Raw genomic sequence first — 13,841 nt, 5'->3', positions numbered from 1 at the left:
GGGGGGGGGGGGGGGGGGGGGGGGTAAGGAAGCCTGTTCCAAAATTTGCAGCACTAGCTCGTAATGAATGTGGGCAGGAACGGGAACCTCATCTGAGGGGGCAGAATAACGAGTCACCGGGGCAAACACCTCCAAGGAACAACTATCTAACCTTCTAGCGGCGGCGGGGACGGCGATAGGTCAGCCGCTCGGAGCGATCGCGCTCGTAGGCAATCAGTCGGCCATAGATTTCATGCTTGGTTAAGTTTAACGAAAAAAAGACATGCCGCCGCGGATTGCCAAAGCCCTTACGGGTAAAAAACTTCACTGCGGGGGTATTAGCAGGGTCAGTATCCACCAGCATAAACCGTGCCCCCTCTTCAATCATGCGTTCGATGAGCTTATCCACGAGCCTGTCGGCAATGCCCCGCCGTTGATACTGCGGATGGACCCCTAGCCAGTTAATGTAACCATAGACCCATGGGGCTTTGCTAATAATCGTGCCCAAGATAAACCCGACCACCTGTGAATCGGCTTCGGCAACCAGACAGTATTCTGGATCGGTGTTATAGAAACCAATAACCTCCCATTCATCCCAGATGCGATAGAGGGAAGGATACAAATCACTTGTAAAAAGTTCTTCACCCAGGTGAAAGACTGGCGCAATGTCATCAATCCCCATCTCGCGAATCGTAATGTTAGTGGGTTCAGAGCGCTCTTCTTCTTTGGTGGGAACGATCTCTAAATCAACTAAATTGTGGTCGATGGGATCATCGGTGTGCAAAGACATACAAACTTTGTACCGAGCTATTTCTAGCTTAGCCTATGTTCATTGGCATCAAGCGGGCAATTCTAACGCACTTCCACAACGGCCTCTAGGGGATAGCGCACCTTGGGGGAAGTTGCATACTGGTCATCAGCGGCCCGGTAGCCAGCGGCACACACAACTACGGCATGGTAGCCTTGGGCAGGGAGGTTGAGAAGGCGGTCGTACTCTTGAGGTAAGAACCCCTCCATAGGACAGGTGTCAATTCCAAGCAGGGCCGCCGTCACCATGAACTGCCCCAAAGCAATATAAACTTGGCGGGCTGACCATTCATCAACATTCAGAGGATAAGGGGGCGATTGCAAGAAGCCCTTGACTAAATCTCCATACCCTTGCAGCTCTTCCACTGAGGTTTGGCGGACTTCCGCTTGCCGTGCAAGGTAGCGATCGACATCGGCAGCATTCAAATGACTTTTGATCGCAAAGACCACTAAGTGAGAGGCATCCACCACCTGCCGTTGATTCCAAGTGTGCGGCAGCAGGGCTTGGCGCAGTTCTGGGGTTTCAATGACGTAAAACTTCCACGGTTGCAGACCAAAGGAGGAAGGAGCGAGGACCAAACTTTGTAGAAGTGTTTGCCACAGAACCGCAGGAATTTTGCGATTAGGATCAAACTTTTTTGTGGCATAGCGCCATTGCAATTGCTGCAAAATCACTGTTGCCAAAACAGGTGTCTCAGTCATGGGTCACCACATTTTTCTCAAGCACAAGATTTTTCTCAAGCACAAGCATAGAACCGTCTCAACACTATCGCCGTATTGAACAGGAATGAGTAAAACTGCCAAAGGGTTGAGTAGTCAGGACAAGGGGGCTGAATTTACAGGTAACAGCCGGCAGCCGCGATAGCTCTTTTAAGCTTATCGGATTTACTGCACCCCAGCCCCTTTCCCTTCCTCTTTGGGAGCAAATTTGGGAGCAAAATTGAGATTTTGAGCTTAACCCCACTCAATCTCACCATGCATGGCATCCATTGCCAATGTCAGCTTTTCAATCAGGTGATCAACGGCAAAGGTACCGACATCTCCTACAGCACGGGTGCGAATACTCACCGTCTGACTTTCTACTTCTTTGGCGCCAATGATGCCCATCACCGGTATTTTCTGGGTTTCAGCATTGCGGATTTGTTTAGCCAAGCGATCGCCACTGCGATCCACGCTCACGCGCACCCCCCGCTCTTGCAGTTGAGCCGCCACCCGTTCGGCATAGGGACGTTGCTCATCCCCCACAGGCAACAGGCGCACTTGCTCCGGTGCTAGCCAAAAGGGGAAATCCCCTGCATACTCCTCAATGAGAATGCCAATGAGCCGCTCCAGGGAGCCAAAGGGGGCACGGTGGATCATCACCGGTCGGCGGCGGGTATTGTCCTCAGCAACATATTCCAAATCAAAGCGCTCAGGCAAATTGTAGTCTACCTGAACCGTTCCCAACTGCCACTCGCGACCGAGGGCATCCTCAAAGATAAAGTCCAGTTTCGGCCCATAGAAGGCGGCTTCACCAATGCCTAAAAAGTGCTTCATGCCCAACTGTTCTACGGCTCGCTGAATTGCTGCTTCGGCCTTTGACCACGCCTCATCGGAGCCAATGTATTTATCGGACTTAGGATCGCGAAAGCTCAAGCGGGCCTTGAATTTATTCAGACGCAGACAGCGAAAGACCGTAAGGATGAGGTCAACTACATTCAAAAACTCGGCATCCAACTGTTCTGGGGTAACAAAGAGATGGGAGTCATCCACCGTAAAGCCGCGTACCCGTGTTAAGCCCCCTAATTCTCCCGATTGCTCATAGCGATAGACAGTGCCAAATTCCGCCAGCCGCAGCGGTAAATCGCGATAGGAGCGCAGCTCACTTTTATAGATTTGAATGTGGAAAGGGCAGTTCATCGGCTTGAGGACAAACCCCTGCTCGTGGGCGGCAGCCTCAGCATCTTCGGCCATTAGAGGGAACATATCCTCCTTGTACTTTTGCCAGTGGCCAGAGGTCTTAAACAAATCCACACGGGCAATGTGGGGAGTGACCACCGGTAAATATCCCCGCTTCAGTTGCTCTTTTTTGAGAAAGTCCTCAAGGGTGAAGCGGAGCACCGTTCCTTTGGGGGTCCATAGGGGCAAACCTGGTCCGACTGGATCGGCAAAGATAAACAGGCCTAGTTCTTTACCCACCTTGCGGTGATCGCGGCGGAGTGCTTCTTCTTTGCGACGTTTATACTCCGCCAATTGTTCGGGGGTTTCCCATGCGGTGCCGTAGATGCGCTGAAGTTGGGCTTTGGTTTCATCCCCCCGCCAGTAGGCACCGGCAACACTTTCAAGGGCGATCGCCTTGGGATTAATCTCGCCAGTATTTTCAACGTGGGGCCCTGCACAGAGATCCCACCACTCATCCCCCAAGTGGTAAATCGTAATTGGTTCTTCGAGGTCTTGGAGAATTTCTAGCTTGTAGGGTTCCCCCAGTTCGCGAATGCGACGCTCGGCTTCCGCACGGGTCACTTCTTCACGGATCACTGGTAGCTTGCGCTTAATGATCTTGACCATCTCCTTCTCGATAAGCCTCAGGTCTTTTTCACTGAAGGGCTCTGGGTGGTCAAAATCGTAGTAAAACCCGTTTTCAATCCAAGGGCCAATCGTCACTTGAGCCTTGGGAAACAGCTTCTGGACGGCCATTGCCAAAATATGGGAGGTGGTGTGGCGAATGCGCTTTAGCCGCTCTGACTCACTGGTTTTGGGGAGGTGAATAGGGGCAGCAGCAGACTCTGGCATAGGGGTGATCTATTTAACAAATCTTGAATGAGGGTGAGACTTCTATTGTGACATTCTGCTGGGGCGATTAGCAGTGAGTTTTTTTGGGGCGGGGGCGATCGCCTGTGGGCAAATGGAAAAGACATGGCTATGCTAAGGTTGAAATCACGTAGTGATAGTGATCATGCCACTGCCGCCCTCTATTCAGCATATCTTGTATAGAAATCTCGCATAGGAATGGAGTGTTTCCGTGAGTAGCCGTAAAGTCGTTGTCATTGATGACAGTAAAGTCATCCGGATGCGCGTCCGTGAAATGTTGCCAGAGGGCGACTATGAGATCTTGGAGGCCAAGGATGGGCGTGAGGGCTTGCAACTGATTGAGCAGTCTGATCCCACCCTGATCATGCTAGATTTTCTGCTGCCGAAGGTGAGCGGCTGGGAAGTCTATCAGGAATTGGAGAAAAACAACCTCCTAGGGGCAATTCCCTTAGTGATTATGTCGGGGCGCAAGGAAGAGGTCACAGAGAAGCTCCAGGAGCCCTTTGAGTGGTTTGAGTTTATTGAGAAGCCCTTTGAAAAAGAACAACTCGAAGCAGCAATTCAAGAGGCCTTTCGCAAAGCCCGTAAGCCCAGACCCGTCAAAGCAGTAGCCCATGCTGAAGTGGCTGCTCCAGTAGCCGTGGATCTCACCCCCGTCTATGACAAATTGGCCGCCCTTGAAGGCGCCATTCAAGTCTTGCAGGCACAATCTGTCACTGCAAATGACTTTGCTCAACTCCAAGCAACGGTTGCTCAACTGCAACAGCAACCAGCGGCAACAGGTCGTGGTGGGGATGAAAATCGCCTTGCTGCTTTAGAAGCTGAAAACCAACGGTTGCACCACGAGGTGGATCAACTGAAGCGAGCCGTTCACCAAATTGTGGCGGCATTGCGGCGGTTGCAGGGGGGACACTAACTACTGCCACTCAATCTCGCGGCGGCCGGCGAGGGCACGGGCAAGGGTCATTTCATCGGCATAGTCGAGATCGCCACCCACGGGTAGGCCAAAGGCAATGCGGGTTACTTTGACAAAGGGGCGCAGCAGCTGTCCCACATAGAGTGTGGTGGTTTCCCCTTCGATACTGGGGTTGATGGCGAGGATCACTTCTGTCACTTGCGGTTGGCTGGCGCGCTGAATGAGCGGTTGAATGTGCAGGTGTTCGGGGGTAATGCCCTCTAGGGGTGAAATGAGTCCGCCCAAAACATGGTACTTGCCGTGGTACTCGCGGGTTTTTTCAATGGCAATGACATCGCGGGAATCTGCAACCACGCAAATCGTGTGATTGTCTCGCTGGGGCGAGGCACAGATCTCACACACCGGTTCTGCAGAGAGATGAAAACACACTGAACAAAGTCCCACCTGCTGTTTGGCCTCAAGAAGAGCCTGAGCTAGGGCTTGGATATCGGCTTCAGGACGTTTGATGAGGTGGAGAGCTAGCCGTTGGGCAGTCTTCGGGCCAATCCCCGGCAGGCGCTGCAACTGCTCAATGAGACGAGCAAGGGGACGGGTATAAACACTACTCATGGGGCAGGCTAGGCAGGCACCGCAGCGGCAAGGGGGGCGATCGCGCTCAGGCGTAGTTTTGGATGATCTGCCATTGTTTGTTGCAGATTCCACTCGTTCTTAAACAGTAGAACTGGCCGTCCCCAACTGTCCTTGACGGTAGCGGCATTAAAAATGCGGCCAACCGCTTCAAGGGCTTCCCAACCATCGAGTACCCAACGCGCAACGGTGTAGGGCAGGGGGTCAAGGCGGGTCTCAACACCGTATTCATGCAGCAGGCGAAACTGCACCACTTCAAATTGCAGTTGCCCGACAGCGGCAAGGATGGGTTCTCGTTTCGATTCATCAGTGGAGTACATAATTTGCACGGCGCCCTCTTCCCGCAGTTCATTCACCCCTTTTTGGAAGGATTTGAACTTGGAGGGATTGGGGTTGCGCAGGTAGGCAAAGAGTTCTGGCGAGAAGCAGGGAATGCCCTCATACTCTAATTTTGGGCCGACATACAGGGTGTCGCCAATGGCAAACATCCCCGGATTATTGAGGCCAATGACATCACCAGCATAGGCCGTTTCCAGGGATTCACGACCTTGGGCAAAGAGTTTTTGAGGGCGTGAGAGGCGAATGGTTTTGCCAGTGCGGGCATGGCTTACGGTCATGTCTTTCTCAAATTTGCCGCTACAGACTCGCACAAAGGCCACGCGATCGCGATGTTTGGGATCCATATTGGCCTGCAGCTTAAACACAAAGCCCGTGAACTGCTCTTGGGTGGGATCAATGGGCCCGCGATCGCTCTTGTAGGCCATTGGCGGCAGCGCATAGGTCAAAAAGTGCTCCAGAAACAGACGCACACCAAAGTTGGTCATGGCACTGCCAAAGAAGATGGGGGTCATTTTCCCCTGATGCACCAAATTGAGGTCGAGCTTGGCACCGACACCCTCGAGGAGTTCCAGTTCGTCCTTGAGTTGGTTGTATTCCAGCCGATAGGGCTCGATGTAGGGGGCAATGGCAGGATCCCCAAGGGCAATGACGGTTTCAGCCGCAGCACGGCTACCGTGGGTCGTGCGCTCAAAAAAGTGAAAATTCTGCCGCAGGCGATCGTACACCCCCCGAAAGCGATCGCCCATTCCCAACGGCCAGTTCACCGCATAGGGAATCAGCCCCAGCTCCTGTTCAATTTCGTCAATGAGTTCCAGAGGCTGGCGCCCCGGCCGATCCAGCTTGTTGATGAATGTAAAAATCGGTAAGCCCCGCAGCTGGCACACTTCAAAGAGCTTGCGGGTTTGGGGCTCTAGACCCTTCGCAGCATCCACGAGCATCACTGCATTATCAGCCGCCGCAAGGGTGCGATAGGTATCTTCACTGAAGTCCTGGTGACCAGGGGTATCCAGGAGGTTAATCTGATAGCCTTGATATTCAAACTGCAGGACCGTGGAGGTAATCGAAATGCCCCGCTGTTGCTCCATGGCCATCCAGTCGGAGGTAGCTTGTCGCTGAGCTCGCCGTGCTTTGACAGCTCCCGCCTCGTGAATGGCGCCACCGTAGAGCAGTAACTTTTCGGTGAGCGTCGTTTTCCCGGCATCTGGGTGGGAGATAATGGCAAAATTACGACGTCGTTTCACCTCTTGGGTGATTTCACGGTGCAAGTCACTGGTCATGGCAGAATCGGTAGGTGTCCTCCTAGTGTAACAGATAGGCTTTAATGACAACCAACAATGATAATAATTCGCCGCTGATTCTGGTGACAGGGGGCGCGGGCTATATCGGTAGTCATACCGCCTTGGCACTCCAGCAGGCCGGCTTTCAAGTGCTTATTTTAGATACGCTGGAGCGGGGACACCGCGACTTGGTGGAGTCGGTCCTCAAAACAGAACTCATTGTTGGCGATATTGGCGATCGCCCCCTCTTAGATTGGCTGTTTCAAACCTATTCTGTGACAGCAGTAATGCATTTTGCTGCCTATATTGAGGTGGGTGAGTCTGTCCGCTATCCCGATCGCTTTTATCAAAATAACGTCCATGGGGCCCTAACCCTCTTACAGGCAATGGTGGCTGCCGAGATTCCCTATCTTATCTTTTCTTCCACAGCAGCAGTCTATGGCTTGCCTCCAGAGGTACCGATTTGCGAAACCTGCCCCTGTGCCCCCATTAATCCCTATGGTCGCTCTAAGTGGATGGTGGAGCAAATAGTTGCCGATATGGGCAGTGCCTACGGCCTCAAGTCCTTAATTTTCCGCTATTTCAATGCAGCGGGTGCGGATCCCCACTCTCGTCTGGGGGAAGATCACCATCCAGAAACCCACCTGATTCCACTCGTCTTGCAGGCAGCCATGGGACAACGCCCCCACATCGCCATTTATGGTACAGACTATCCCACCCTCGATGGCACTTGCATTCGCGACTATATCCACGTCGTGGACTTAAGCCAAGCCCATGTGCTGGGATTAAAGTACCTCTTGAGCGGCGGCAACTCGGAAATTTTGAACTTGGGGAATGCCCAAGGGTTTTCAGTGCGGCAAATTATTGAAACAGCTCAGAGGGTCACAGGTTGTTCGATTCCAGTTATTGAAGGCGATCGCCGAGCAGGAGACCCCGCGATCCTCGTTGCCAATAGCGATCGTGCCCGTCGCATCCTAGGCTGGCAGCCCCAGTACCCCGACATTGAGCAGATCATTCGCCACGCTTGGCAATGGCACCAGCGTCGCCACGGACGTAGCGAAGTCATAATGCCATAGATGCTTACCTAAGTCAAAAAATCTTAAAAAATTCTATGGACTCCAACTCTAGTATTATGGATGGCAAAGCAAGCCGCAGTTAGACTAATTGCCCTTAGACGAATTGAGAAGTCTCCCGCAGCTACAGGCAATTTGCCATAACCAATACCGACGGCCGCACAGCCCAAGCCAAATAAAACTGTCAGTTCAGCCCTCGGGCATTTGGTCGAGTACCCTAGGACGCGCAAAATTGTTCTCATGGCATAGACTAACCAGACAAATTTTCTAGTTACCTTATCATGGCTCTGTGCCTAGGAGTAAGACATCAACCATAAGTTATGATTGATTCATTCCATTAAAGGCTCAAAGGAAAAAGCCCACCCCGAAAGGTAGGCTGACCCATTCCAGGAATTTTTTGTTCTCTCTAGCGGCGCAAGGGCTGCTGAAGAACTGATAGGCCTAAGAGCGCAGCAACGACCTAGAGGCTATTCAAAAAGCCAATCAGACCGTGGCCCGTAATCACTTCCAAGGCTAACAGGGAGATAAACCCAATCATGGCCAGCCGACCATTGAAGAGTTCTGCGTAGGGAGTAAAGCCGGCTTGCGGCTCACTCATCACGTACATTTTGGGTTCGATGGCAAAGTTGTTCATTTTGCCTTGCTCATCAATAATGCTGCCACCTTTCATTTTGATACCCCTTTTGTTACGAAGTGTTTCTTGTTCTTAATATAAGTTAACACTTCTACTGGGGAATGGCAAGAGCTAACGGATTTTCTTAAGATTTGCAGTCTCTTCAGTTGTTCTTGGCCGTCAAAACACCGTTTCAGCACGCCAGTGTGCTAAAGATTGGGGTGGGAATCGCCCCTGGTATTCATGAGCCGCTTCTCTTTCCTCGGTTTTCACCGCTCCAAACGCCAATTACCTCTAGATCACTCGGGCGTAGCGAAGTTTTTGTTGCAACCGCCGCAGTGGTTACGTCTGGCTCTGCGGCTGCGGGGCTCCGTCATTCCGGCCATTCTCTCAGAAGTGCTCTTTTGCGGTGTCTTTGGCACCTTGGTGACGGCGATTGATTTTTACGTGATCAATGTCCACTGGCCAGTTCTGGGCAGTCTGATTCCGTCGATTGTGCTGGGGTTGCTCCTCGTCTTTCGCACCAACACTGCCTATGAGCGCTTCTGGGAAGGCCGCCGCCAGTGGGGCAACATTGTTAATAGTTCCCGCAGCCTAACCCGCTTGATGTGGACCGCCATTGACGAGAATAGTCCCGAGGATCGCCAAGCTAAAATTGATGCTGTTCATTTAGTGGGGGTGTTTGCGATCGCCACCAAGCAACACTTGCGGGGGGAGCCCTTTGCCGAACTGGAACCCCTGCTCAAGCCCCACCAATACAAAGAACTGCAAACCGTACAAAATGTCCCCCTGCGCATTGCCCTTTGGCTTGAGGACTATCTGCACCACCAACACCGCCGAGGGCACCTGTCCTTATATCAACTTACCTACATGGATGAACTCCTTGTGCAACTGGTGGATGCGATGGGCGCCTGTGAGCGCATTCTAAAAACACCGATGCCCCTTGCCTACGCCATTCACCTCAAGCAGTTACTATTTCTCTATTGTTTACTGCTGCCCTTTCAACTGGTGGATAACCTGGCGTGGTGGACGGGGCCAATGGTGGGACTCATGGCGTTTACCCTCTTTGGCGTCGAGGAGATTGGCATCGAAATTGAAAATCCCTTTGGCCGTGACCTCAATGATCTGCCCTTGGATGCCATTTGCCTAACAATGCAGCAAAATATCAATGACCTGATTAGTGCGCCGACTCATCGCCATCGCTCAGCCTAGCCCTTTTCCTCATGAGTTTCTAGGGGTAATTGACCATGACTGCAACTGTGCTTTCCCCTCCGCCAGCAAAGGTTTATTACGAAGTGGTGCATCACTTACCAGGGCGAGTGCGGTTACGGATTCCCCGACTGCAATATGACGATCGCTATGGGCGGCAACTGCAAGCTCTGTTTGTGCAAGAAGAGAGTGTGCAACAGATTCGCCTCAACTTGCCCGCCGCTAGCCTGATTGTCCAGTACAACCCTGAAGCGAATCATCCCCTTCAGCGCTTTGGCCAATTGATTCAGGCCGCAGCAGCTGAGCATCTCCCTCCACTGGCGGGGATCCTACCCATTGATAAGTTGGTGTACTCCCCCTGGAACACCAGCTACTTTATCGAGAAAATGGCGCTATCCACCTTGGCGCTGGCGATCGTGGCGCTGCTGCCGGTACAAACGCCCTTTTACCCGGCCATTGTCGCCACTGTCATTGCGGTTGTGGCACTACCCACCTTCCAAGAAGCCCTAGAGAACCTCGAACATCGCCGTCTCAATGTCACCCAACTGGAATCCCTGTGGACGATTCTGCATACGCTGCAAGGGGAATACATGGCGCCGGTGTTAGCCGCTTTTATGAATCAGCTGGGCGGGGCCCTGCGGGATATGACCGCTCAAGTGGGGGAAAAGCAAGTTTTTGATCCCCTGGATCAACAGCGCACCTATTGGGTAGAGCGGGGCGGCACTCGCCAAAATGTCTCTGTGGGTGAGCTACAGGTGGGCGATCGCGTGATTGTAGCCGCCGGATCTGCTGTGCCTGTGGATGGTACCGTGCTCTGGGGGTCTGCTGTGATTCAGCGGCAGTTTCTCACAGGAGAGTCGGATCTACTGCCCTGTGAGCCTGAGCAAACGGTGCTTGCGTCTTCTCTTGTGGTGCGCGGACAAATTTGCGTGGTTGCCCAAGCCGTCGGTGAGGATACTCAGGTGGGCAAAACACTGCAACTGGCTCGCCAAGCGCCCCAACTGGATACCCGCATTGAAAACTACGCTGAGGAAATCTCCAACCAAGCAATTTTACCTGCGATGGGCGTTGCTGCCATTGTCTATGGTGCTACCCTAGATGCCCATCGGGCGATCGCCCCCCTACAATTGGACTTTGGCTCAGGTATTGGCATTACAATTCCCACTGCGATTTTGGCAGCCCTCACCCATGCTCCCCATGTCGGGGTTTATTTTCGCAATGGCCGCGCCCTTGAACTCCTCTCGCGGGTCAATGTTATTGTTTTTGATAAAACTGGCACGTTGACAGAGGTGAAGGGAACGATTGTGGGGGTCAATCTCCTCAAGCCCGGCCTGAGTGAGCAAACGCTGCTCTATTGGCTGGCCACCGTGGAACAGTCAATCAATCACCCCTTTGCCCTTGCCATCCTTGAATATGCCGCTGAACGCGGGATTGAGGCGGGCACCTATAGTGACTGGGTCTATGAGCCAGGTAAAGGCACCGCAGCAACCGTAGAGGGACAGGAAATTTTGGTGGGCACCCCCCAACTGATGCGCGATCGCCAAGTGCCCATTGATCTCGATGAACTGCGCACCCATGAAGGCGTCCTCTGGAATCGTTCCCTTGCGTGTGTTGCCTGTAACGGTGAACTGGTGGCTCTGGTGTTCTACAGCAACCCCGTACGCTCTGAAGCCGCTAGTGTGATTGCCGCTCTACAACAGCGGGACATTGAGTGCTATATGGTAACGGGAGATCACCACGAAGTCGCCAATGCGGTGGGCTATGCCACTGGCTTTCGCCCCGGTCAAATCTATACGAATATGCTGCCAGAGGACAAAGTCGCACTCCTAGAGAAGTTCAAAAATGGCGGTGAAAAAGTAGTGGCCTACGTAGGGGAAGGCTTCAACGATACGGCAGCAATGGCCTACGCTGATATTTCCATCACCCTTGCTGACGGTAGTGATGCGGCGCGGCAAACTGCAGATCTTGTCTTGATGAACAATAGCCTTGAAGGATTGGTGCAGGCGATCGCCCTCAGTCAAGAGGTGATGAACATTATTAATCAAAATATTGCCCTTGTGGTCATTCCCAATGTCAGTGTCGTTTTAGCGGGGGTCTTTTTGAGCCTGCACCCCGTAATTGCGGTTTTGATTAGCAATGGGGCAACCCTCTTGGCCGAACTGAATAGCCTGCGCATCCTCACGGACTATCGCCCCGTCAAAATTGAGCGCAAGCCCAGTCGTAGCCGCTCCCAAGCAGGGGTTCTGGATATTCCTTGGAAAAAACGTCCTCGCCGCAGTTTTGATCATTTCGGCAGCAAGGTGAGTTCACAATCCCTGAGCAATGGCCACCTCCCCTCAGAAACTTGACCAACAACTTCAGCAGGTCAATCAACGCCTCAAACTGGCGCAGTTGGGTTTGCAAATTGAACAGCGCGGCCAACGCCTCAGCCTACGGGGTACCCTGCCACCCCGGCCGGGCAGCCATCGGCTCCGCCCCCACCAACAGCGTTTAAGTCTAGGGTTACCCGCCACCCCCAGCGGTCTTAAAGCAGCAGAGAAGGCAGCCAAAATTATTGCTGCCAAATTACTCGAAAACACCTTTCGCTGGCAGGACTATGAACGGGTCAAGGGGCTAGGGCGTCTTGGGGAGTTATCCTTGGGGGAGCAAATTGCCGCCTTTGAAACTGCATGGTTAGCTCAGGGGAATCTCAGTCGTACGACATGGGAAACCGCCTATCTCCCCTATCTGCGGCAGTTACTCAAAGCCGCGGCCGCCCATCCCGACTATTCGTTAGCAGAATTGATCTATGGCCTGTTGCAACAAATCCCTGCTGATCAGCGACAACGACAGGTGGCCTGTACCGCCTTTCAAGGGTTTTGTCGGTTCCTGGGGGTGGCGTTACCGATTCCCCTTGCTCAGTTTTGGGGCACCTATTCACGGCGATCGCTCCAACCACGGGAGTTACCCAGTGATGAGGAGATTCTAGCCGCCTATCAACAGATTCCCAATCCCCAGTGGCGGTATGTCTATGGCTTGATGGCCACCTATGGCCTGCGCAATCATGAAGTGTTTTTCTGCGATTTGAGTGGCCTTGTCACCGGAGACCCGCAAGGAATGATTGAGGTGCAGGAAACCACAAAAACTGGCTGCCATCAAGTGTGGCCCTTTCCTCCCCAGTGGGTTGAGGTCTTTGGATTGCGATCGCCCCAGTTGCCAAGGATCAATACGGATTTAACCAAAACCACACTGCAGCGCATTGGCCAACGGGTCAATCAACAATTTCGCCGCTACGGCCTGCCCTTTCGTCCCTATGACTTGCGCCATGCTTGGGCGGTGCGCACAATTCACTATGGCTTACCCGATACCGTTGCCGCACGGATGATGGGACACAGTGTGGCGATTCATACCCAAACCTATCACCGCTGGCTGACCCTACGGGATCAACGGCAGGCAGTGACTCGTGTCCTTACTCAATGCGAATACTCTTGAAGTCACTGGGGGGGGGACTGGGGGGCTGATAGTCGCCGTACTGCTTGAGCCAGTCACTCACCGGCTTTTGATCGAGGCTCAACCCCAACAATCCAGAGACAAAGCCCCCCATAAAGGCAACGGGTTTTTGGCTTAACTCTTTAACAAGGGGCGCTAATTCGCTCAAGAACATAGGCTATCTGGCAATATCAGCACAGGTTTCCTCACTGATTGTAGCTTAGGCACAGAGGAACGCACCTAAAATTTGGCACGGACAACAAATTCATAATCGCCCCCCGGCTCCAATTGATAATCTTGGGCTTCCAGAAATCGGCCCAAGGGTTCTTTGATCAGGGCACGTCCAAGGACGGGGGAGATTTGCAGTTTTTTGGCCTTAAATTGCCAACAAAATTCCCACTGGTACTCGCTAGCGCAGACGTGGCCACGAATGTGACCCTCTTGCCAACTTTGGGCAATGATGCGGACATAGGCAGTGGTGTGGGGTAGGGGGTGGCTAGCCACAATTCAACTCGGTCAACGCAATTGGGTGACGATTTGATTATTGATGAGACGCTCTTGGGTGAGCAAGTCATCAACGGTGACCCGCAGTTGGCGATCGCCATCCACTTGCAAGAGGACACGAATGCGATCGCTCCCCGGATAGCCGGGAGGATCCAATCTTGCGAGGGTTTTGCCCTGGGGGGTGTCGTTGAGGGGCTGCACTGTCTGTTCACCCACACTACGGGTAATCAGGCGATCGC

At 53.0% G+C, this 13,841-nt stretch carries 14 protein-coding genes and 1 pseudogene; 5 read left to right on the top strand and 10 right to left on the bottom strand.

The features are described 5' to 3' along the window. From H8Q75_RS09535 to thrS, 4 genes are all read right to left on the bottom strand, one after another. Positions 1 to 117: DUF5340 family protein (locus tag H8Q75_RS09535; protein WP_297041314.1), on the bottom strand; the 117-nt coding region annotated here is incomplete at its 3' end. A 37-nt stretch (positions 118 to 154) separates the two neighbouring features. Next, the gene (locus H8Q75_RS09530) at positions 155 to 661 is read right to left on the bottom strand and encodes a GNAT family N-acetyltransferase (protein WP_225871803.1); all 507 of its coding nucleotides are present in this window, start codon (positions 659 to 661) and stop codon (positions 155 to 157) included. Positions 662 to 831: 170 nt separating this feature from the next. Continuing rightward, entirely contained in the window at positions 832 to 1,488 is a 657-nt protein-coding gene (locus tag H8Q75_RS09525; RefSeq protein ID WP_024125206.1) for an NAD(P)H-dependent oxidoreductase, read from the bottom strand. Positions 1,489 to 1,740: 252 nt separating this feature from the next. After that, complete coding sequence (gene thrS, locus H8Q75_RS09520; RefSeq protein WP_024125207.1) at positions 1,741 to 3,558, bottom strand: threonine--tRNA ligase; 1,818 nt, start codon at positions 3,556 to 3,558, stop codon at positions 1,741 to 1,743. Positions 3,559 to 3,787: 229 nt separating this feature from the next. Here thrS and H8Q75_RS09515 point away from each other — a divergent pair, with 229 nt between their 5' ends. After that, positions 3,788 to 4,492: a response regulator gene (locus H8Q75_RS09515; RefSeq protein ID WP_024125208.1), complete on the top strand. Its 705-nt coding sequence runs from the start codon at positions 3,788 to 3,790 to the stop codon at positions 4,490 to 4,492. On the opposite strand, the gene recR is transcribed toward H8Q75_RS09515, so the two are convergent. Continuing rightward, positions 4,493 to 5,101, bottom strand: coding sequence for a recombination mediator RecR (gene recR / locus H8Q75_RS09510; RefSeq protein WP_024125209.1), 609 nt, complete (start codon positions 5,099 to 5,101; stop codon positions 4,493 to 4,495). It lies immediately after the preceding gene. Between the two features lie 8 nt (positions 5,102 to 5,109). After that, the gene (prfC, locus tag H8Q75_RS09505; protein WP_297041312.1) at positions 5,110 to 6,735 is read right to left on the bottom strand and encodes a peptide chain release factor 3; all 1,626 of its coding nucleotides are present in this window, start codon (positions 6,733 to 6,735) and stop codon (positions 5,110 to 5,112) included. Between the two features lie 44 nt (positions 6,736 to 6,779). On the opposite strand from prfC, the gene galE reads away from it, so the two are divergent. Then, a complete protein-coding gene (galE, locus tag H8Q75_RS09500) occupies positions 6,780 to 7,811 on the top strand; it encodes a UDP-glucose 4-epimerase GalE (RefSeq protein ID WP_024125211.1) in 1,032 nt (343 codons plus the stop codon). Between the two features lie 457 nt (positions 7,812 to 8,268). Here galE and H8Q75_RS09495 read toward each other — a convergent pair whose 3' ends face one another. Then, positions 8,269 to 8,478: a chlorophyll a/b-binding protein gene (locus H8Q75_RS09495; RefSeq protein ID WP_024125212.1), complete on the bottom strand. Its 210-nt coding sequence runs from the start codon at positions 8,476 to 8,478 to the stop codon at positions 8,269 to 8,271. Between the two features lie 186 nt (positions 8,479 to 8,664). On the opposite strand from H8Q75_RS09495, the gene H8Q75_RS09490 reads away from it, so the two are divergent. The 3 genes from H8Q75_RS09490 to H8Q75_RS09480 are packed head-to-tail and all read left to right on the top strand — an operon-like array spanning position 8,665 to position 13,101. Continuing rightward, a complete protein-coding gene (locus tag H8Q75_RS09490; RefSeq protein ID WP_157869693.1) occupies positions 8,665 to 9,633 on the top strand; it encodes a bestrophin family ion channel in 969 nt (322 codons plus the stop codon). Positions 9,634 to 9,668: 35 nt separating this feature from the next. Further along, entirely contained in the window at positions 9,669 to 11,978 is a 2,310-nt protein-coding gene (locus tag H8Q75_RS09485; RefSeq protein ID WP_297041308.1) for a heavy metal translocating P-type ATPase, read from the top strand. Beyond that, the gene (locus H8Q75_RS09480; protein ID WP_024125215.1) at positions 11,953 to 13,101 is read left to right on the top strand and encodes a site-specific integrase; all 1,149 of its coding nucleotides are present in this window, start codon (positions 11,953 to 11,955) and stop codon (positions 13,099 to 13,101) included. The genes H8Q75_RS09485 and H8Q75_RS09480 overlap by 26 nt, the downstream gene beginning before the upstream one ends. Here H8Q75_RS09480 and H8Q75_RS09475 read toward each other — a convergent pair. The 3 genes and pseudogenes from H8Q75_RS09475 to H8Q75_RS09465 form a co-directional block, all read right to left on the bottom strand. Continuing rightward, a complete protein-coding gene (locus tag H8Q75_RS09475; RefSeq protein ID WP_024125216.1) occupies positions 13,079 to 13,273 on the bottom strand; it encodes a hypothetical protein in 195 nt (64 codons plus the stop codon). The two genes, H8Q75_RS09480 and H8Q75_RS09475, sit on opposite strands and share 23 nt — an antisense overlap. Before the next feature lie 65 nt (positions 13,274 to 13,338). Beyond that, the gene (locus H8Q75_RS09470; RefSeq protein WP_297041306.1) at positions 13,339 to 13,602 is read right to left on the bottom strand and encodes a DUF3146 family protein; all 264 of its coding nucleotides are present in this window, start codon (positions 13,600 to 13,602) and stop codon (positions 13,339 to 13,341) included. Positions 13,603 to 13,614: 12 nt separating this feature from the next. Continuing rightward, positions 13,615 to 13,841: pseudogene (locus H8Q75_RS09465) on the bottom strand (Hsp70 family protein); the annotation flags it as partial.

This window comes from Thermosynechococcus sp. OHK43 (assembly GCF_014466085.1).
Classification (GTDB): Bacteria; Cyanobacteriota; Cyanobacteriia; order Thermosynechococcales; family Thermosynechococcaceae; genus Thermosynechococcus.
Note: the sequence above shows the minus strand (reverse complement) of the source record. Positions and strands in the feature narration are given on the sequence as shown.